The organism is Paenibacillus contaminans (assembly GCF_003285015.1).
GTDB classification, from domain to species: Bacteria; Bacillota; Bacilli; order Paenibacillales; family NBRC-103111; genus Paenibacillus_V; species Paenibacillus_V contaminans.
The window spans coordinates 111,782-134,336 of the sequence record NZ_QMFB01000005.1; the positions used below are offsets into that span (position 1 = coordinate 111,782).

Consider the following 22,555-nt stretch of genomic DNA (forward strand, 5'->3'; position numbering starts at 1 on the left):
AGGCGGGGGGCTGTTTGCCGCTTACTTTAAAGACGCTTCACTAGCTACAATCGACTATACCACTCGACTAGCTCCGCCGAAGGCTCGATATTGAGTTCCTGCTTCAACACCGCTTCATACTGCTTATATCGCAATTGGAGGGCCAGCCTGTCCTTTAAAGCGGCAAACCCGTGCATAAGCAGCCTATTCGCTTCTTCATCCAATTCGTTGCGCCGTACCAGACCTTTGGAAATCTGAACGGCCTGACGAATCCGATTATTTTCGAGCAGCCACTTTGCTAGACGCTTGGCAAATTCCTCGTACATATCGCTGATCCGCTCGCGCTCGGCAAGCGCCCACTCGTACGGCTTGTCTTCGAACAAATCGCCCGTATACATTTTCTCAACGGCAATCGCGGCCTCTTCATTGTTTTCATCAATAGTGTGGAAACCGGACAATCGTTCTTCGAATTCTATAAAATCGACCTTGATTTGTTCCAGACTCATCTGATATTGTTCGCGATCGGAAACAAGTATTTCCTTCATTCCATGCGTAGACAGCGTCTTGCGCAGCTGGTACAGCGCTGTATTGAGGTACAATTCCGAATTTTTCCCTTCCCTTTCATCGAATATATCTTCCATAATACGGACTTTGGACGCGCGATTCCCGCGACAAAGCAACAAATACGCGAACAGCTCCTGACTTTTGCGGGACATCCACTTCAAGGAGTCTCCTTGCTCGCCGCTGATTTGCAAGCCTCCCAAGCCTGCAACCGACAATCGTTTCGGGGTGTCCGCTTTACCGGAATCAAGCTTCCCCACCCGCCCTCTCGCCGCTCTCGCAATGGTTTCTTCCAATCGCTTCAGGGAAACGGGCTTTACAATATAATCCAAGGGATAAACATCAAAAGCATCCAGCGCATATTCCTTATGGGAGGTTACGAACACAATATCCAAATCGGCGTTCATGTGCCGCAATTCAAGGGCTAATGTCAGTCCGCTGTCTTCCGCTATCTTGATATCGATAAAGGCAAGATCCACGACATGCTGTGCGGCAAACGCAACCGCCTCTGCACTGCTGCGTACCATCCCGGCGATTACCACGCCTTCTATTCGCGACAATAGCTGGCTCAATGCCGTCAACATCGCCTGTTCGTCATCGATAAGCAATACTTTCATCGTCATCCCTTTCCGAGTCTGCAGCGTCAAGCGAAAAGTAAAAAACCGTTTTCTGGCGCGGCACGCTCTCCACCCATATTTGTCCGCCGCTCATCCGCACAAATTGTTGGCAGACTTGCAATCCCAGGCCGGTTCCTCTCTCCCCGGCAGTACCTGTTGTAGACACGAGTCTCAGCGGATCGAACAATTCCCGAACCCGTCCTTCCTCCATACCCACACCATTGTCGCTAACCGATACGATCACCTGCCCGGCATTCGTTTCAGCGCTAACCATAACGCTCCCGCCCCGCTCGGAAAATTTGATCGCATTCGTCATTAGATTACGAACGATCAAATTGACCGCTTCTCTATCCGCAAACACTTCAATGTCGCTGCCGATCTCCGTATGTATAGCGATTTGTTTGGCTTCGCTTTTAATTCGCAGCGTGCGGCATACTACCTCGACCACATTTGCCAGTCGTAATCGTTCGGGTTGCAGCAGCATGCCTTCCTTTTGGCTGCGAAACCATTCCAGCAAATTTTCGATCATCACATACGTATTTTGAATTTGTCCGCTTAGTGCGTCGATCACTTCCTGATGATTGCGGTTAAACATCGTTTTATCCAATTCCAGCACTTCAATCAAACTAGCCTGAACCGCTAACGGATTCCGGATATCGTGGGAAACGATTGCGAACAAATGGTCTTTGAGCTGATTAAGCTTAACGATCTGCTCCATCTGCCTTTGCTTTTCTGTAATATCGAACAAAACGGATACGGTTCCTTGTCCAGCATTTCCCCGGGAAACAAGCGGATACACCTTGACCGAATAGACCCGGGATTCCCCGTCCACCCGTGCGTCGATCTCCATCTCGGTCGTCTCCATTCGCTTGCAGGAGCGCAGCCATTCCGGCCAATCGGCCAACAATTTGTCAACATGCTGTCCCGCAATCGAACGTCCTCCTGAACCTGCAAATAAAGGCTCGACATACGCATTGCTATCGATGACGCTCCCTCTATGATTGACAATGAGTATCCCTTCTTCCATCGTCTCCACCACAATGTTTCTTGCAAGCGGCACGACCGAAAACATCCGGTAACGGATCACGATCCACAGCATGGTCATTCCCAAAAATCCGCAATACACCGAAATAGGAAGCAGCCACGGCGTGAAGCCTGAATAAGCGGACTTGGCAACCTCCGTCGCAGCGGGGATACAGCCGCAAAGTACAAGCCAGATGCCTGGCTTGCGAAGCTCGGGACGAACGCGCCGCAGATAGACAAACAAATAAAAGACGCAAGCGGCAATAATCAGATAACAGATGATATTAAACGCAATCGCATAAACGGTTTTGCTTATTTCTAAATGTCCTTGGTTGAGCTCTATATCCCTGAAAAGCAGATGGTGATAAGGATTCGTCCATATAAGCAACGACCAAAGCACGAAAACCGAAATAATTTGCATCATTCGAAACGGACGCAAATATTCGTCTTTTCCGAATAGGGCCAGCATAAAAAAAATGACCATAGGTACCACAAACAACAGACTGGTCTGTTCAATATTTCGAAAAAGCATTTTTGACGATAAGCTTTCGCTGTTGATTTCCATGATTACACTTCCGGCATAAACCACGCGGCAAACCATAACCCAGGCAAAATACCGGATTCCCCGTTCCTGCCTATACAGAAAGGCGTAGCATAAGAACGCGATCATCAAAAAAATGGAAACCAGCATGACCACATTGGATAGCGTTATACTCATAACTTCGAAATTCTCCTTAGAACGGGAAACACCTGAAATTCCTATCCCTCTACTATTGATCATACTATATGTAAAGATCTTTCACTATAACAAGTGAACAGTCATTCTTTCATAGTTCTTTCATAGTTATTTCGCAGTTCTTTTATAGCCGTTTGATATACTGGTTTTTGCTAAAATCTTAGGGATAATTTCCCTGCTGTTATTAGGAAAGGAGGCTATCTCTTAGCTTGAATAGCTGCAGCTGCTCCATCGTTCTTATTCGAAGGCCGACATCTTCATCCCATTTCCGAGTAGGGTGAACTCGATCCAGCTTATGGGAATTTCCTGCATAATAATATTCGAATCCCGTGAGAATGCAAGACTTCCAGTAAAGGAGAACATGATGAGAAAATCGATTTTAATGATGACATTGATCAAGTACGCTCTATTTGCGCTGATCCTTATCGCAAGTTACTTGTTTATTCAGACGAATGCACATGCTGCACCAGCTGACCCCGTATTTGTATCTGTTACTTCCGAAGAACCGACTACATTTGCGTTAGATCAGGAGGGTCAGATTTGGGCATGGGGGGAGGAGAATCGCAACCAATTTGGCCAATATGGTGACGGAACAACCGTATCTTCCGAACTCCCCAAACAAGTTAAAGTGATGAACGGCAGCAATTTGGTTAAATTTAAAAAAGTAAATCCAGGGACTAATCACTCCGTTGCACTGGACGTTAACGGGAATATCTGGACGACTGGAAACGATGAGCACGGACAATTAGGCAATGGACCTTCAGGCAGTTCTCTTACATGGGGGAGAATATCTGTCCCAGGTAGAACATTTACAGATATAGCAGTAAAACACAATACTTCATATGCTTTGGACAGCAACGGTTTCCTATGGTCATGGGGGATTGATACGACATCGACTCCCCAAGTACCAACTCAAATGCAAGTGGTGAAAGACGGAAACACATTTACATTTAAATCTATTTATGGGCATATACAAGCGATTATGGCGATTGATTCAGAGGATCAGTTATGGTACATACATGAAATGCAATTCGATCCCAAAAGATATCCGCCGGTAGCAGGCGTCGATTTCAAATCGGTTTCTCTTGGCTCCTCATCAAGTGAAGGAGGGCCTTTTGGTTTAGTTCTCGATATATACGGTAATGTATGGGGGTTTGGAGCCAATGACAAAGGGCAACTTGGACACGGGCTTTCTCCAGATTTCAAATATAATCAAATGCCGATTCCGATTAAGAACGGTAGCACTCCGATTAAATTTGCTCAAATTTCCGCAGGGTATACTCACTCACTGGGGATAGATGTTAACGGGAAAATGTGGGTTTGGGGAGTAAATGACAAGGGACAACTGGGCGACAATACAACCACGAGTACGTCATATGCTAAGACATATAGTGTCTCTTTTTCCGAAGGGGGCACTGTACGTTTGATAGGCTTCAAATATGTGGAGGGGGGATTTCGCAGATCGTATGCCATAGATCAAGATGGGAAGCTGTGGCACTGGGGAAATGGAATATTAAGGCCAGAAAGGCTCGGTTTGGCAGTAAGTACGACGAAGGAAATCAGCGGCTTCAGCTTCGCAAACCCGGCCGTGACGGGAACGGTGAACGCGGCAAGCGGCACCATCAGCGTAACGGTGCCGTACGGAACAAACGTCACATCGCTGACCCCGACAATTACGCACACGGGTACTAGTATCTCTCCGGGTAACGGAGTCGCGCGGAATTTCTCCAGTCCGGTGAACTACACGGTCACAGCTGAGGATGGGAGCACGAAAAGTTATACGGTAACCGTTACGGTAGAGAGTAATTCGGCGAAGGAGATAACTGACTTCCGCTTCACTACGCCGGCTGTATTCGGTCTCGTGAGTGAAGCGCGCCGTGCGGTCGACATTACCGTTCCTTATGGCACAGATGTCACGTCGCTAAGGCCTGCGATTACGCACACAGGCGCTAGCATCTATCCAGCTAGCGGAACAGCGCAGAACTTCTCCAGTCCGGTGTCCTACACGGTAACCGCAGCCGATGGAAGTACGAAAAACTACACGGTAACCGTCACTGTAGAGAGGAATTCGGCGAAGGATATGACTGGCTTCCGCTTCACTACACCGGCTGTAATCGGAATCGTGAGTGAAGCGCGCCGTGCGGTCGACATTACCGTTCCTTATGGCACAGATGTCACGTCGCTAAGGCCGACGATTACGCACACAGGCGCTAGCGTCTCTCCAGCTAGCGGAACAGCACGGAACTTCTCCAGTCCGGTGTCCTACACGATAACCGCAGCGGATGGAAGTACAAAAAGCTATACAGTAACCGTTACGGTAGAGAATGATACGCAGAAGGTGATGACTGACTTCCGCTTCACTACACCGGCTGTAATCGGTCTCGTGAGTGAGGCGCGCCGTGGAGTCTTCATTACCGTTCCTTATGGCACAGATGTCACGTCGCTAACTCCGACGATTACGCACACAGGCGCTAGCATCTCTCCAGCTAGCGGAACAGCACAGGACTTCTCCAGCCCGGTGTCCTACATAGTATCGGCAACGGATGGAAGCACCAATAGCTACACGGTAACCGTTACGGTAGCTGCAAACCCGGCAAAGGCGATCACCGGATTCAGCTTCGGAAGCCCAGCGGTGACGGGAACGGTGAACGAGGCGAGCCGTACGATAAGCGTAACGGTACCGTTTGGAACGAACGTGACGTCCTTGACGCCGACGATTGCGTTTACGGGCGCGAGCATCTCGCCGAATAGCGGCGTGGCGCAGAACTTCACCAGCCCGGTGACCTATATGGTGACTGCTGCGGACAATACCACGCAGAATTACACCGTAACGGTCAATGTGGCAGCGAACCCGGCGAAGGCGATCATGGCGTTCGGCTTTGCTAACCCGGCTGCAACTGGCACAGTGAACCAGGCGAATCATACCGTCGCTATAACCGTGCCCAACGGCACGGACGTCACTGCACTGATGCCGACGATTACGTTTACGGGCGCAAGCATCTCGCCGAATAGCGGCGTGGCGCAGAACTTCACCAGCCCGGTGACCTATACGGTGACTGCTGCGGACAATACCACACGGCATTACACCGTAACAGTGAATGTGGCTGCCAACCCTGCGAAGGCGATCACGGCGTTCAGCTTCGCTACTCCGGCTGCTGCTGGAACGATAAACGAAGCAGCCGGTACAATTACGGTGAATGTGCCCTACGGAACGAACGTCACGTCGCTAACGCCAACGATTACGCACACTGGAGCAAGCATCTCGCCGGGCAGCGGCGCGGCGCGGAACTTCTCCAGCCCGGTGATGTATACGGTGACCGCAGCGGACGGAAGCACGAAGAGCTACATGGTAACGGTCAATGTGGCGGCGAACCCGGCGAAAGAAATCACCGGCTTCACCTTTGAGACACCGGCTGTTACGGGAATGGTGAACCAAGCAGCCGGTACAATTACGGTGTATGTGCCATATGGAACGAACGTCACTGCACTAACACCAACGATTACGTACACCGGAGCAAGCATTTCGCCAAATAGCGGAGCAACACGGGACTTCTCCAATTCGGTAATGTATACGGTGACCGCAGCGGACGAAAGCACGAAGAGTTACACAGTAACGGTCAATGTAACTGCTAACCCGGCGAAGGCGATCACAGCGTTCAGCTTTACGACACCGGCTGCTACGGGAACGATAAACCAAGCAGCCGGTACAATCACGGTGAATGTGCCCTACGGAACGAATGTAACGTCGCTAACGCCAACGATTACGCACACTGGAGCAAGCATTTCGCCGAGCAGCGGAGTGGCGCGGAATTTCTCTAGCCCGGTGATGTACACAGTGACCGCAGCAGACGGAAGCACGAAGAGCTACATGGTAACGGTCAATGTGGCGGCGAACCCGGCGAAAGAAATCACCGGCTTCACCTTTGCGACACCGGCTGTTACGGGAACGGTGAACCAAGCAGCCGGTACAATTACGGTGAATGTGCCTTATGGAACGAACGTCACTGTACTAACACCAACGATTACGCATACAGGAGCAAGCATTTCGCCAAATAGCGGAGCAACACGGGACTTCTCCAATTCGGTAATGTATACGGTGACCGCAGCGGATGGAAGCACGAAGAGCTACACGGTAACGGTCAACGTGGCGCTGAATCCAGCGAAGGAAATCACCGGCTTCAGCTTTACGACACCGTCTGCTACGGGAACGATAAACCAAGCAGCCGGTACAATCACGGTGAATGTGCCTTATGGAACGAACGTCACTGCACTTACACCAACGATTACGCATACAGGAGCAAGCATTTCGCCAAATAGCGGAGCAACACGGGACTTCTCCAATTCGGTAATGTATACGGTGACCGCAGCGGATGGAAGCACGAAGAGCTACACGGTAACGGTCAACGTGGCGCTGAATCCAGCGAAGGAAATCACCGGCTTCAGCTTTGCGACACCGGCTGTTACGGGAACGGTGAACCAAGCAGCCGGTACAATTACGGTGAATGTGCCTTATGGAACGAACGTCACTGCACTTACACCAACGATTACGCATACAGGAGCAAGCATTTCGCCAAATAGCGGAGCAACACGGGACTTCTCCAATTCGGTAATGTATACGGTGACCGCAGCGGATGGAAGCACGAAGAGCTACACAGTAACAGTCAATGTAGCGGCAAACCCAGCGAAGGCGATCACGGCGTTCAGCTTTACGACACCGTCTGCTGCTGGAACGATAAACCAAGCAGCCGGTACAATCACGGTGAGTGTGCCTTATGGAACGGATGTCACGTCGCTGACGCCGACAATTGTGCACACAGGAACAAGCATTTCGCCTGGTAGCGGAGTAACACGGGACTTCTCCAGCCCGGTGATGTATACGGTGACCGCAGCGGACGGAAGCACGAAGAGTTACACGGTAACGGTGAATGTGGCGGCTAACCCGGCGAAGGCGATCACGGCGTTCGGCTTCACGACACCGTCTGCTGCTGGAACGATAAACGAAGCAGCCGGTACAATTACGGTGAATGTGCCATATGGAACGAACGTCACTGCACTAACACCAACGATTACGTACACTGGAGCAAGCATTTCGCCAAATAGCGGAGTAGCACGGGACTTCTCTAATTCGGTGACTTACATGGTGACCGCAGCGGACGGAAGTACGAAGAATTACACGGTAACGGTAACTGTAGCTGCTAACCCGGCGAAGGCGATCACGGCGTTCGGCTTCACAACACCGTCTGCTGCTGGAACGATAAACGAAGCAGCCGGGACAATCACAGTGAATGTACCTTATGGAACGAACGTCACGTCGCTAACGCCAACGATTACGCAAACAGGAGCAAGCATTTCGCCGGGTAGCGGAGCAACACGGGACTTCTCCAATTTGGTGACGTACACGGTGACCGCAGCGGATGGAAGCACGAAGAGCTACACGGTAACGGTGAATGTAGCGGTCAACCCAGCGAAGGAAATCACCGGATTCAGCTTCACGACACCGTCTGCTACTGGAACCGTGAACGAGGCGAATCGCACGATTGCTGTAACCGTTCCGTACGGCACGGATATCACGTCGCTAACACCGACGATTGCGCATACGGGCGCAAGCATCTCGCCGAATAGCGGCGTAGCGCAGAACTTCTCCAGTCCGGTGACGTATACGGTAACCGCTGCGGACAACACCACGCAGAATTACGTAGTAACCGTGACAGAAGCGGCACAACCGGCCCCTCCAACTCCGCAACATTTGACTGCGGATGGAGCGGACAGCCAAGTCACTTTAAACTGGAATTCTGTGACGGGCGCAACCTATTACAATGTGTATCTATCAACCGTTCAAGGCCTGTTTATCGATGCGGCAGACGCAACAGTAACGGATGCGACGTACAACATGACTGGGCTAACGAACGGCATGACGTATTATTTTATCGTAAAAGCCGGCAATTCAGGAGGCTTGAGTGCCGCGTCGAATGAAGCCATTGCCACACCCGCTGCCGCTCCTGCCGCACCTACAAATGTGACAGCCGTTGCCGGGAATGGGCAGGCAACCGTTTCCTTTACGCCACCGACCGATCACGGCGGTTATGCCATCACCAGCTATGAAGTGACCGCTTCATCAGGGGGTATCGTGCAGAGCGGATCCTCCAGCCCGATCACGGTCACCGGCCTGACCAATGGCGTAAGTTATACCTTTACCGTAAAAGCGATCAATCAAGTCGAAAGCAGCAAAGCTTCTGCTGCATCCAACGCAGTCATCCCGAGTTTCCCGTCCGACAGCGGTGGCAGCAACAACAATACCGGCAGCAATAACGACGATAACAAAGAGCCTATCGCTTCACTGGCGGACATCCTCCTTAACCATCGAGTGGTCGAAGCGGGAGCGAAAACAACAGTGGATTACGGCAACACGATGCTGACGATAGTTAGCGATCGGACCAAGCTTGAAAATCGACTTGCGGCGGAAGAGCAAGGCGCGATCATCACATATCGGGCTAACTCAAGCTTTGACAGGGTTGTGGCTGAAATAGACGGCCAATGGGTCAAAAGCATGGTAAAAAAGCAAGCTGTCATCACTCTCGAAGCCGACCAGGCCACGTATGTGTTGCCAGTGCAGCAAATCAACATCGAAGCTCTAGCCAGCCAGTTTGGCGAATCGGTCGCCTTGCAGGACATCAAACTAAAAATAGAGATCAATACACGGGCCGCACAGGACACGGCTAAAACGATCAAAGAAGCCGAATCCAAAGGCATGTTCACCCTCCTCGCGCCGCCGATTGAATTTATCATCCAGGCGACCTACGGAGATGCAACAGTCGAGGTTTCGAAGTTCCACGCCTTCCTAGAACATTGGATTGCGATTCCGGACAACGTGAACCCGGATTCAGTGACAACAGCCGTAGTTGTTGAACCGGATGGTATCCTCCGCAATGTACCTCTCCAAGTCATTGTGAAGGAGAACCGGCACTATGCGAAAGCCAGCAGCTTTACCAACGGCACTTTCGCCATTGTATCTCGTTCTATAAAATTCAGTGATGTGACGAGCCATTGGGCCGAACAGGCCATTCGCGACATGGGTGCGCGGATGATCGTCATCGGTACGGAAGGCAACTCGTATGAGCCGGAACGGGAGGTTACCCGCGCGGAGTTTGCCGCGATTCTCGTTCGTGGACTAGGGCTTCCTTTGGAGAAGGGGGCCGCACCATTCTCGGATATTTTCCAGGCGGCTTGGTTCAACAACGTCGTGCATACGGCATATACTTATCGTTTGCTTGACGGCTTTGAAGACGGAACGTTTCATCCGCAGGATACGATTACTCGCGAGCAGGCGATGATCCTACTATCCAGAGCAATGACGCTCACCGGGCTGAAAGCCAAAATGCCTGATCAAGCGGCGGACGAAGCGCTTCTTCCGTATACGGATGCGGCTTCTGTCTCCGACTGGGCGCTGGAGGGAATTGCAGATAGCATCCAGGCAGGAGTCATACAGGGGAGAAGCGGCGCAAGACTTGCGCCACAAGACTTCGTGACGAGAGCCGAGGCTGCAACTATCGTGCAACGCCTGCTTCAGCTTTCCGAACTAATCTGATATTCGCTAACTTGAGGTTATCCCGCACGCGCTTACCGGCGTGCAGGATAACCTTATTTCCCTATAAGAGGAATACCGGCTTGTCATTAGCCACTCCCGCCCCCATTTGACCGACGCCACATTGCAACCGTTCACTTCGGACACCGCCTTTACAATGGTGTGCTTCAGTTTTTCCTGTGTCTTTACATTATACGAAAAGAAAAATACCAACATATGGTGCAACTGGTTTGGGGCATTAATTTAAGGTGACTCTATACCAAATGCAATAAATATTGTAAGATATTATTTTTAGAATGGTAGCTTACACTAAAAATGCCGATGCATGATTATGGGTGGTGGCAATATGAGAATAGCGCATAACATTTCGACACTAAATACATTAAATAAATTAAACAAAAATAATAAATCTACGGCAAGCTCATTGGAAAAGTTGTCATCAGGATTACATATTAATAAAGCGGCAGATGATGCGGCGGGAATGGCAATATCGGAAAAAATGAGAGCGCAGATTCGTGGATTAGCTCAAGCGGAAAAAAATATACAAGACGGTATTTCACTTATTCAAACAGCAGAAGGCGGCTTACAAGAAATAACTTCCCTTTTACAGAGAAAGAGAGAATTAATCGTTCAGGGCTTGAATGATACGAATACCTATGAAGATAGGCGGACGATTGACCAAGAAATACATCAGCTAGCTGATGAAATAAACAGCATTTCAGAGAGAACCGAATTCAATACAATTAACTTGTTGTCAAGAGACGATTACGAGATATTGGCTGATCGTTCAAGCAGTAACGTAGCTTTTTCTATAAGCGACCCTCCACCGGTTACTTCAATACATAAAAATGTAGTTTACAAACCGCAAGGAACACCTCCGGAAGCAAGGCATTTAGTCAGCAGTTCAGATACATCTGTAACGACCGATACATACGTTAATACGAACAATATTACACCAATCGTTTCACCGGATGGAAGAGAAGGATACAATGATAAAAATACCGACATTCATACAACAACCAGGACAGACACAAATACGACTGTTTATGAGACGTTAACCGCCTTAAGCGATCCGCAATATACTACACCTGCTTACTGGCACTCTGTAGGCATGAATGAAACCATTTTCGGACCGAAAGATCTTGGGAATGCATACGGTTCAATGCTCGAAAATATCCATGTTAATGGAAGCTCGAGACCAATTGAATACACTTCCCGCAGTAACGCAGGCACTGTACCGGCTTGGGATCATATGTGGTTTCCAAGTACAAACCTATCCATTATGAGGTATAGGACTGTATTACCCGATAATTCCATGGAAATCAAATATGTTATTACTAATGGTGATTCAATTGATTCTAATATTAAACTAAGTAATTTAGTTAATCCTCCAACAAATTCAGTTATCTCTGATGCTGGCGGGAGTCCTCTGGCTAATGGAAATAACATAATAAATCCGATTTCAGGAAGTACATTTAACATGACGGGAACAGATGCTGACGCCGGCATTACGTTTGACAATTCGCTTGGATTTTTAGCTCCAACGGATCTTGCAATAAATAATCCGGCAGTAGGTCAGCCGCAAGTCTCTTTTGATTGGCAACTAACCGTGCCGCAGGGTTCGAGCGTAACATTGGGTTTCAAATATGGCCCGTTTGCGTTAAAACTTGATGTGTTTGAACAAACACATGAAACAATAGTAACTAACCATATTGAAACGACTATACATACAGACATAAAGGATATAGACTATATCCCGCCAAAACTTGACATTCAGGCAGGGGCTAACCAAGATCAGACGATTTCTATCCCCCTGTTCAATGTAAATAAGCAAGGATTGGGCATTACAAATATTGGGATATTGCCGCCATCCGTACCCGAGCAATCATTAGCTCAAGCAGATCGAGCAATAGCAAAAGTTTCGAACTATAGAGGAATATATGGTGCACTGCAAAATCGTATGGAACACACGTTGAACAACGTGGGAAATTCCGCTGAAAATTTAACCTCGGCCGAATCACGTATTCGTGATGCAGACATAGCCAAGGAAATGTTGAATTTTACAAAATCGAACATTTTAACTCAAGCTACCCAAACGATGTTGGCTCAAGCAAATCAGAATCCTCAAGCTTTGTTAGAGTTGTTAAAGTAAAAAGCCTATGTTGTTGTTAAACTCTCTCTATATCGTTGATTATCAAGTAGCGATTATTAATGGAAACACACCCACAAAGCTCTGACGGCTACGCGGGTGTGTTTTGTTATCATTATCTAATTACTCCTCCGATTATTGCCCCCACCGCAGTCTTACCAATACTACGCGCGCACTGTTCTTGCTATTGGATTGAACCTATTGTCCCCCTCCCTTTCGGGGTGGCCTTATTTGTTCTATTCGTAGTTTCGGTAAGATGAGCTATAATAGAAATGCCGCTAAATTCCTACTGGAGGTGCAGTATGCTTGGTTTACCTAAAGGTGAAGTGTTCCTCCTTCCTTGGACAGAGGAATGGGTAGCGGAATTTTTATTAGAGAAGAATAGAATGGAAACAGAGATCGGCGAGCTTATTTTAACAGTTCACCATATAGGCAGTACTGCTGTTAGGAGTTTAAGCGCTAAGCCAATCATTGATATTGCAATTGAATTGGAAGATTTCGAACAAGGTTATAGATGCGTTCAAGGTTTGGAAAGCTTAGGGTATTCATACAAGGGTACAAACATATTGCCGGACAGACATTATTTCAATAAGGGCGAACCAAGAACCCATCAAATTCATATGTACCAGAAAGAAAGCTCCTTTTTATCAAAACAACTTGCATTTAGAGATTATTTAATTCAGCATGAAGAGGCTCGAAAGGAATATCAGACGTTAAAAGAAAGACTATCTCTGACGCATAGCAAAGATAAGCTCACCTACGCTGACAATAAAACCGAATTCGTTAATTCCATTTTGAAAAGACTAGGGTTCGATATGGAGTAACGATTTATAGGTTATAATAAAAAGAAGGAAGTGTTGAATAATGGATTTAGAAACGGTTATGCAGGAGCTTGAAGCTCTCGGCAAGGAACGAACCAAGAAAATTTACATCTCAAATGGCGCGCACGAACCGCTTTTTGGCGTGGCTACAGGCGAAATGAAGCCCATTTTCAAAAAAACAAAAATAAATCAGCCTTTGGCCGAGCAACTTTACGCTACCGGGAACTACGACGCCATGTACTTTGCCGGAATAATCGCAGATCCGAATGGGATGACTGAGGCGGATTACGATCGTTGGGTCGATGCGGCTTATTTTTATATGCTGTCGGATTACGTGGTTGCGGTAACCTTGGCGGAAGCGGATATAGCGCAAAAAGTCGCCGACAAATGGATCGTAAGCGGCGAAGAACTTAAAATGTCGGCGGGCTGGAGTTGTTACTGCTGGCTATTGGGAAATCGCCCGGACGTTGAATTTGCCGAAGACAAAATTGCCAATATGCTTGAAATTGTGAAAAATACGATTCACGATGCCCCCGAACGAACGAAATACGCGATGAACAATTTTATTTACACGGTCGGGGTATCCTATTTGCCGCTCCATCATAAGGCTGTCGAAACCGCCAATGCAGTCGGCCCGGTAGAGGTCAACAAGGATAAGAAAAAAAGCAGCTTCCTGATCGCTTCCGATCGTATTCAAAAGGCAGTGGATAAAGACGCTATTGGCTTTAAACGCAAGCATGTAAGATGTTAAAATAGTGGATAACATGCGTTCCACATGCTCACTCATCTGCTCGACCGGCTGCTGAGCCACTGCAGTAAGGCCCTGGCATAGTGCCAGGGCCTGTTTCCTATTTTTCGATAAAGTTCGCCTGCATGAAAGCTAAAGCGGCAACCACTCCGATAACATAACTAGCATTTTTACCGTTTCCGCCCTCGTAGCGTTATTTTCCGGGCGGAATGTGCCGTCTTCATAGCCGCTAACGATTTTATAGCTTGCTATTGCTTGAACCGCTGACTGTGCCCAAGCCGGAATGCTCGCCTGATCCGCAAACGCAACCTTGTCTACATTCCCGCTAATCGGCAGCTTTTCCAATACTCTAGAGAAAATGGCAGCCAGCTCCGCGCGAGTTATCGATTGATTCGGCTTAAACAAAGGCTTGCCCTGTTCTTCATAGCCTTGGATGATTCCTGCCTGAACGGCCGAATCGACCGCTTCCTTCGCCCAAGCCGGAATCGAATCGTTATCTGCGAAAGCGGCGGGAGCCGCAGCAGGCTTTAATGCCATCAGATCGACTACCATTTTCACAAACTCTGCCCGGGTCACTTTCCGATCAGGACGGAACGTTCCATCTTCAAAGCCGCGAACGACCCCCATGCCGATCAGACGATCCGCATACGCCTCTACCCAATGGCCTTTCAAATCAGCAAACTCGATTATGCTAGATGCAAATACGGCGAACTTCCCGAAATGGTTGACTTCGACGGCAATCGTACCGTCTCCTTCCACCTTGCCTCCTAAGTACATCCAACGGGCTTGGGTTTCGTTGTAGTAAAACACAGCCGGCTTCGAACCTGCCTCCACTTGCTGCGGATTATAGCTGAAACCAAGCGTTACCGGGAGATTGCATGTTTTGCCCGTGCTGCTGGTGAACTCCACGATGCTGCTGCCGAGCCTCTCCAGGCCTGTTGTTAGAGGCGCACGATGTGAAGGAAGTTTGGCTACTTTTACTTTCCCGTCTGCAGGTAAGGCATCCGGATCTATTTGTACGGAAGCGACTCCATTAAAGACTACGCTTCCTCCTTCCGCGGCAATGATAAACTTCTCTACACTGTCAATCTCTTGAGGGACAGAAGAACTGTTAGGACTGGAGGTTGTCCCCCCTTCTTGCTGATCTGCTGTTACGGTGACGCTTACCCTGTCGCTGTAGACGCTGTTGGTGACCGTAATCACCGCTTGGCCTGCCCGCTTGCCCTCAATCAGTCCGTCCGGCTTGACGATCGCTATATTCACATCGCTGCTGCTGTACACCGTGCCATAGGTTGCGGCCGTCACGTCTCGTACCGTCTGGTCGGATAAGCTTGCCGTCACATGCAGCTGCTTGCTAATGCTGCTTCCGAGCTTCAGCTCCACGGTTTTTGGCGATGCGGCAATCCCGGTGACGGTCGGCGTCGGCACGTCGGCATTCGCTACTGTGACGCTCACTGTGTCGCTGTAGATGCCGTTCGTGACCGTGATCACCGCTTGGCCCGCCTGCTTGGCTTCGATCAGGCCGTCCGGCTTGATCGAAGCGACGCTCGTATCACTGCTGCTATACGTCGTGCCGGAGCTTGCCGCCGTTACGTCCTGTTCCGACTGATCCGACAAGCTCGCCGTCACTTGAAGCTGCTTGCTGACGATGCCTCCCAGCTTCAGCTCCACGGTTTTCGGCGATGCGGCAATCCCGGTGACGGTCGGCGTCGGCACGTCGGCATTCGCTACCATGACGCTCACCGTATCGGTGTATCCACCGTTCGTGACCGTGATCACCGCTTGGCCCGCCTGCTTGGCCTCGATCAGGCCGTCCGGCGCGATCGTCGCGACGCTCGTGTCGCTGCTGCCGTACGTCGTGCCGGAGCTTGCTGCCGTTACGTCCTGTACCGTCTGATCCGACAAGCTCGCCGTCACTTGAAGCTGCTTGCTGACGCTGCTTCCCAGCTTCAGATCCACGGTTTTCGGCGATGCGGCAATCCCGGTGACGGTCGGCGTCGGCACGTCGGCATTCGCTACCGTGACGCTCACCGTATCGGTGTATCCGCCGCTGGCGACCGTGATCAACGCTTGGCCCGCCTGCTTGGCCTCGATCAGGCCGTCCGGCGCGATCGTCGCGACGCTCGTGTCGCTGCTGCCGTACGTCGTGCCGGAGCTTGCTGCCGTTACGTCCTGTACCGACTGATCCGACAAGCTCGCCGTCACTTGAAGCTGCTTGCTGACGGTGTCTCCCAGCTTCAGCTCCACGGTTTTCGGCGATGCGGCGATTCCCGTCATCGTTGCAAAATTGAGTTTTTCCGTCGCTCCTTTATCGCTGTACCACGTAGGATACACGCTGAACGAATACTCTCCGACAGCCGGATTGGTCAGCCCTGCATTCCCGGCGATCGTAATGGAAACCGCATCCAGCAAGCGTAAATTCATAGGGACTCCTACGCTGAGTTTACGCAGGAAACTGTCATACGCAACACCAGTCGCCTGCACCCCATTGACCGTAACGGAGCTTGCTTGTATATCCGGCGGGACTGTGATTCCCTGCGGAAAAATGAGATTGAAATCGTCGTCTGCGTCTAACGGTTCATTCGTCTGGAAAGCGAACGTATAGGACACGTTCTGTGCCCCTGCAACTCTAGTGCTGGCATTCACATTGAAATTTTGAATGTGAGGCGGAGCAACGATTAGCGTCACGCTTGCAGGTATGACCTGCTGCGAAGTGGATACTTGAAATTCGTATTCTCCATAGCCTTGTACGATCGTTTTCGGAATATTGAATATGAGATGATAGTCGGGATCGACGTAATATTCCGCGGGAGGGGCGAATTGCAGTTGGTTGTCTGCGATGCGGGTTACGGAAGCCGCAGCGGAGACGTTGTTCTCCTGATAGTCCGACGCCCATTCCAAGACGATATCTGCTGCGGATATGCCCGGTTCGCTCAATACCGTACCGGGAGCGCTGGATACGGTAACCGTATCTCCCGCCTTCAGTATCGTAGGTGCGGTAAACATAAAGCGCAAATGAGTATCTTCTTCTGCCACATAACCATCGTTGTTGGACGGGTTGTCGGCTAACGAAGCGCCCGATGCGGAGACGATTCCGATCTTGCGGGTCGCAGCCATCGGATCCACGCTCGTCTTGACGGCAAAATTGTAATAGCCGGGTACAGACGGATTCGCCACTTGGGCAGAAGGGTCGATATCAATTACCGCTGCCGAGAAGCTTGGCAATGCAGTCGTCGACTGTACGGTCATTTCATTGCCGGACACAACCGCCGAAGCCGCCGGCGTCCCGTTGATTTTGACTTTAGATGCGTCGACCGAAGCAGGAACCGTCGCTCCCTGAGGAAATACCATCGTGATCGTATCGCTAGGTTCTATAGGCTGCATGACAGTAAACTTGAAATGATAACCCGTGACGGCCGAAGCCGCATACGAGTCGGCATCCGGATAGTAACCGGCAACATTGCGTGTAAATAAGCCGTGAGTCGTCGAGAATGGAGTAGAATTGCCGCTCGAACGGAGCGCAAACGACTTCAGCCCCGGTATAATGCGGTGATACTCAGGTGTAATCAGAAAGTTGGCCAAACGAACGTCCACCACAGCACCGCTAACGATGCCGCTGGATAGTTGAAACGACAATTCCGGAAACCCGTCATCAGAAAACTGCGTCGTTGCGGCAGCAAAAATACCGTTTGGCGTCCCGTTGACTGCGGCAGAGATATTAGCCATCGGAACGGCCTGATTGGCCGACCACATAAATCCCGGGTTTCCCACGAAATTAAACGCATGCGGCAGCGCGACTTGAATCATGTCCCCCGCCTGCAAATTGTCGGCAGCAGTAAATTTGAAATGATAGGCCGGCTTTTCTTTCATATAATTTCCCTGATTGTCCCGATAACCGCTAAAATAAGCGGGGGTTTCTGTCGTAACCGTAAAACTGCTGAAGGAGCTGCTGCCGGCGCCTGAATCGGCTTGAACGGGAACCCCGCCGCCGAGGGCGAGAAGCCCCGCAATGAGAAAATAAGCGATAACGATTTGCCAACGTCTGAACCTGCTTTTGAACCCCAATACGATATCCTCCTAGTCAAATAGATTCTTGTAATGAACGACGACTTCCCTATGAAACACCTAATGATCATATCCGTCTTGATAAAAATCCGCATATACCAAATGGTATAGAGCAGGTATAGAACGAAAGAAAAATGCGATTTTACCGGAACAAGTCCCTTTATACGACAAGGATAAACGCCTACCGGCGTCTATCCGCTGGCGTTTACCGAGATTTAGAGCCACTTCCACGATATACTTGCTGATTAATCAAAAAAGGATGCTCATCGCATCCTCACAACCGATTAACTCAGTATATTTTTCCTCTTGGCTTCGGCAATCGCTTTCGTTCGCCTGTTCACATTTAATTTGCTGAAAATGTTGTGGATATGAACCTTGACCGTACCTGCCGTAACCCCCAACTGATAAGCAATTTCCTTATTGGTCATTCCCGATGCCATCAGATTCAGCACTTCAAGCTCGCGGTCGGTCAAGGCGTCCATGGAATGCTCTTCCTTCGGTTCATTCGGTTCATTCGACGCGATCGGCGAGACAGGCATGTCTCCGAAAGAGCCGTACAGCTTCCAAACGAACAAAGCTTGCGATGCCAAAATGCGAATCGTCGCGATGCTGTCATTTGCAAACGTACGGATGCGCCGGCTATTTTCCAAATAGAGCACCCCTGAAAGCTTTTCCTGTAAAAAAAGCGGCAAACAACAAACCGTCCGACAATGATTCCGGATCATGTACGGATCGGTCTGGAACAGCTCATCCTGCGCGGCATTCTCGATATGAACCCATTGCCCAAGCCGCGAAGCGTACTGTACAAGGGATGCCGGCACATCCTCGCTATCCGGCAATGCGGCAGACAGCTCGCTAATCTCGCCGTCGACCTTGATAACGGTCTCCACATGCAGATCGCCGTTCCTAACTACGATCAGGCATGCTTTTTCCGCACCGGAAGTCTCTATAATAATTTCCAGCAGGTGCTTGTGAATCTCTTTCAAGTCCAATCCTTGGGACAAAGACAAGGAAGCTTTGACAATCGCACCAAAGTCAATTACTTTATCAGCAGCCTCTTGCCGAACCGTGTCCGTGTCACCTTCAGCAGGATTGCAGAAAGCCGCCTCGTCTTTTTCTCGCGTTGAATCCTGGCCCTCGTCCGGTATGGGTGAAGCTGCCTGGTCTTCGCTATTCGATGATTCCTGCAGCCACTCCGGATACTGCATCCGCAAGCCGTTTCGCTTGGACTCCGCCCCCCATACGCCGTACATTTCATAAGCTTCCTGAATATATCCGCGGGCGATTCTTTCTCTGCCTTTTTGCAAATGATACTTGGCTGCCTGCTCGCACGCCACCGCCTGATACTGGGCATACTTTCGCTCGCGGGCAAATTGAATGGAACGATCGTACAGATCGACCATCTCCTGCTCCGCCCCTTTTAACCGGGCTATTTCCGCTTGAATCAACAGCCATTTATGTCGGAAATTTTCCGGCGACATCTTGTCCCATGCTTTGAACTGCCGGCATCTCCGCTTCAATGTCTTCGAATACGCGCTTCTTTCGCTTGCGGAAAATTCCTCCCATGCACTTGCAATCGACAGCGCCTCGTAGAAATGATGCTCCGACAAATGAGGAGCATGAGCCGACAAATGCTCATAGGGATTGGCTAATTCAGCGAAGCGAACCGCTTCCCGGTACCGACCGAACAAATAATACATTTGCGTTTTATACGTATATAGTTGATACAGCGTTACGGCTTTGCCTTCCTCTTTCATGACTTCTTCCAAAAATTCCGCTTCGCTTGTCCGGCCGCACGTGATCGGCCCTATGTCTCCAGCGGCAGACTTCCAGGTTTTTGCCAACTCCATATAAATCAAAGCATTTTTGAAAACAAGCTCTTCTTTCGTCTGCTCGATCACTTGCAAGCTTTGGCGGTTGACCTCGAACATGCGGTCCATCGAATCTCTGACATAAGACAAATTGATCAGACTGCCGATCGCATAGCTTGCGTATACGTAATCCCCCGCCTCCAAGCCCAGCCTGGCAGCCTGCTCCAGCTTGACTTCATCGTCGCGGTCGTATCGTATCCAAGGAGATATGACACCATAGAACATAACATGCACTTTGGTTTTAACCGAAGCATTGGCGGACCGATCCGCCAAGTCGATCGCAATTTGCCCCAGACGGTACCCCAGTTCGTATTGACCGAGCGCCGTACCTAATAGCATGCCGTAAGCCGCATATACACCGGGGGCTACCGAAGAGGAACCGTGCTCATATACGAGCCGTATGAATTTGGATGCAATGACGGCGAACACTTCCCGGTTGAAAAAAAACGTCGGCGCCACAAGAGCCGCCAACAGCTCCATCACGCCTGTGGCCTGAGGATCCGTCATTTCGGGCAGCTCGGGCAGCTCCTCCATCCTCTTCGCCAATAGCCGCTTCGTTAATTGAACTTCCTTAAGAATAATCAGCTTATGCGGCCGGTCGGATATTCGAATGCCGGCATCCCGGAGCGCCTGAAGCCCCAATTCAATCGCGTGCGAATATTTTCCCATATTGCTGTAATGCTCGATTTTCAATTTATACGCCTGCACGCGCTCCGACCAGCTGCGCGACCGCTTCAGAACGTCGTTCAGTCCGGCATCCGCCTGGTCATATTGCCCGCATAAATAGGCGCACTCGGCACATTTTACATGCATCCGAAACGTAAATTCGAAGCGGCGATTCCAGAAATCGTCTGAAGCGTTTTCGATCCCCGTCTTAAAATATTGCAGCGCTGTCGAATAGGCGGAAGATTGCATCGCTTTCCTACCCGCTTCCTCGTTCCATTCGACAACCGTTTCGCGTTCCTCCGGAGACAGCAGCTCGAGCGCATGATTGAGATGGTTGACGATATCGAACAAAGGCCGGTCCTTGTCGCTTGAATATCGCTTCATCATATAGCGCCCTGCGGTCAAATGGACCTCCATCAGGCGCTGACGATCCAGCAGCGAATAAGCCGCCTGTTGAATTCGATCATGTGTAAATTGATATTGTAGGACGGAGTCCGCTTGATCTACAGCAATCAACAGCCCGTCCTGAACGGTGGACGACAAATATTCGTTCATCTCATCCTCTTTATAACCGCTCACAGCGCTTAACAATCGAGCATCAAACTTGTTGCCGAGACATGAGCTGACAACAAGCAGCTCTCTGGAGCGCATTGGCGTTTTGTTAATCCGATCGATCAAATAATCGACTTGTCCGACGATTTCCGGCAGCTTCTTTAGAGCCTCCAGATGCCATTCCCATAGTCCATCGGGATGAAACCGAATGCTTTGTTCGTCGAAGGCCGATTGGAGCAGCTGCTTCAAATAAAACGGATTTCCCAATGACTTGGCAAATAACAGCTGGGCCAAAGGAGTGCTTACGGATGGCTGACAATCGACGGAATCCGCCACCATCTTCTGTATATGCTTGAATTCGAGCGGCTCGAGCGAAATCCGGCGGATCGAATAACCGGCATGTTCACCTTCCATCCATTGCTCGATCCGGTTGATGTCCCCATTCCATCCCTGTTCTCGGTATGCGGCGATCACAAGCAGATTTTGACTTTCGGGAGCAACGATCAACGCGTGCAGCAGTCGAAGCGAAGCTTCATCCGCCCATTGCACATCATCAAAAAACAAAACGAGCGGATGATCCAACTGTGTGAACGCCTGAACGAAGCGGCGAAACACCGACTCAAACCGGTTCTGCGATTCAATGGCCGAAACAGGTTCCAGAGGAGGATACGGCTTTAGAAGCAATTCCGCTTCCGGGATCACTTCCGCAATGACGGCTCCGTTCGGACCGACTACCTCTCGAACGCGCTCGACCCATTTTTGAAGAGTGCGCTCAGGCTCGGTCAGGATTTGCCTAATAACGGTTTGAAAACATTTTATAAAAGGCTCATAAGGAATGCCCGTACTGTACTGATCAAATTTGCCTGAAGCGAATTTACACGTTCCGATGACGGCGGATTTGAAGGCTTTTAGCACGAGAGAAGATTTCCCCACACCCGGCTGCCCGGAAATGACAACTAACTCTGTGGAACCGAGAGCGGCCCATCGGAATGCTTCTTGCAAAACGGCCCGTTCATTTTCTCTACCATATATTTCATCCGGGATTCGGATCGTCTTGGTAAGCTCTTGCATGTTAAACACTACCCCTTTTGTGCACATCGTGCATCCATTTGCAGGTCAATTACAGTAGTTCGACAATCGAGACCGTTCCCCTTTTTTCGCTTAATCTGTGGTAAAGGTGCAAAA

8 protein-coding genes and 1 pseudogene are annotated in these 22,555 nt (G+C 49.9%); 5 read left to right on the top strand and 4 right to left on the bottom strand.

Annotation, left to right across the window (positions count from 1 at the left end; translation table 11 throughout):
* Window positions 1-44: 44 nt before the first annotated feature.
* Window positions 45-1,157 carry a response regulator gene (locus tag DQG23_RS11110; RefSeq protein WP_158560406.1) on the bottom strand — a complete coding sequence of 371 codons (1,113 nt, stop codon included), beginning with the start codon at window positions 1,155-1,157 and terminating at the stop codon, window positions 45-47.
* Window positions 1,135-2,898: a sensor histidine kinase gene (locus tag DQG23_RS11115; RefSeq protein WP_158560407.1), complete on the bottom strand. Its 1,764-nt coding sequence runs from the start codon at window positions 2,896-2,898 to the stop codon at window positions 1,135-1,137. Before DQG23_RS11115 ends, DQG23_RS11110 begins: the two co-directional genes overlap by 23 nt.
* A 403-nt stretch (window positions 2,899-3,301) precedes the next feature.
* Here DQG23_RS11115 and DQG23_RS43740 point away from each other — a divergent pair.
* The 5 genes and pseudogenes from DQG23_RS43740 to DQG23_RS11135 form a co-directional block, all read left to right on the top strand.
* Window positions 3,302-4,249: pseudogene (locus DQG23_RS43740) on the top strand (RCC1 domain-containing protein); the annotation flags it as partial.
* Window positions 4,250-4,450: 201 nt separating this feature from the next.
* The gene (locus tag DQG23_RS11120; protein WP_238177842.1) at window positions 4,451-10,501 is read left to right on the top strand and encodes an S-layer homology domain-containing protein; all 6,051 of its coding nucleotides are present in this window, start codon (window positions 4,451-4,453) and stop codon (window positions 10,499-10,501) included.
* A gap of 343 nt (window positions 10,502-10,844) precedes the next feature.
* Window positions 10,845-12,650: a flagellin N-terminal helical domain-containing protein gene (locus tag DQG23_RS43420; RefSeq protein WP_113030913.1), complete on the top strand. Its 1,806-nt coding sequence runs from the start codon at window positions 10,845-10,847 to the stop codon at window positions 12,648-12,650.
* 299 nt (window positions 12,651-12,949) lie between these two features.
* Window positions 12,950-13,471, top strand: a complete 522-nt coding sequence (locus DQG23_RS11130; protein ID WP_113030914.1) for a GrpB family protein — start codon at window positions 12,950-12,952, stop codon at window positions 13,469-13,471.
* Window positions 13,472-13,511: 40 nt separating this feature from the next.
* Entirely contained in the window at window positions 13,512-14,219 is a 708-nt protein-coding gene (locus DQG23_RS11135) for a DNA alkylation repair protein (protein ID WP_113030915.1), read from the top strand.
* Between the two features lie 129 nt (window positions 14,220-14,348).
* On the opposite strand, the gene DQG23_RS11140 is transcribed toward DQG23_RS11135, so the two are convergent.
* Both DQG23_RS11140 and DQG23_RS11145 read right to left on the bottom strand, forming a co-directional pair.
* The gene (locus DQG23_RS11140; RefSeq protein WP_113030916.1) at window positions 14,349-18,281 is read right to left on the bottom strand and encodes an S-layer homology domain-containing protein; all 3,933 of its coding nucleotides are present in this window, start codon (window positions 18,279-18,281) and stop codon (window positions 14,349-14,351) included.
* Between the two features lie 284 nt (window positions 18,282-18,565).
* On the bottom strand, window positions 18,566-22,441 hold the full coding sequence (locus tag DQG23_RS11145; protein ID WP_158560409.1) for a helix-turn-helix transcriptional regulator: 3,876 nt from the start codon (window positions 22,439-22,441) through the stop codon (window positions 18,566-18,568).
* Between the last annotated feature and the right edge of the window lie 114 nt (window positions 22,442-22,555).

Coding starts and splice junctions, on each gene's coding strand:
- DQG23_RS11110 (WP_158560406.1), bottom strand. CDS start 1,157: ATGAAAGTATTGCTTATCGATGACGAACAGGCGATGTTGACGGCATTG.
- DQG23_RS11115 (WP_158560407.1), bottom strand. CDS start 2,898: ATGAGTATAACGCTATCCAATGTGGTCATGCTGGTTTCCATTTTTTTG.
- DQG23_RS43420 (WP_113030913.1), top strand. CDS start 10,845: ATGAGAATAGCGCATAACATTTCGACACTAAATACATTAAATAAATTA.
- DQG23_RS11130 (WP_113030914.1), top strand. CDS start 12,950: ATGCTTGGTTTACCTAAAGGTGAAGTGTTCCTCCTTCCTTGGACAGAG.
- DQG23_RS11135 (WP_113030915.1), top strand. CDS start 13,512: ATGGATTTAGAAACGGTTATGCAGGAGCTTGAAGCTCTCGGCAAGGAA.
- DQG23_RS11145 (WP_158560409.1), bottom strand. CDS start 22,441: ATGCAAGAGCTTACCAAGACGATCCGAATCCCGGATGAAATATATGGT.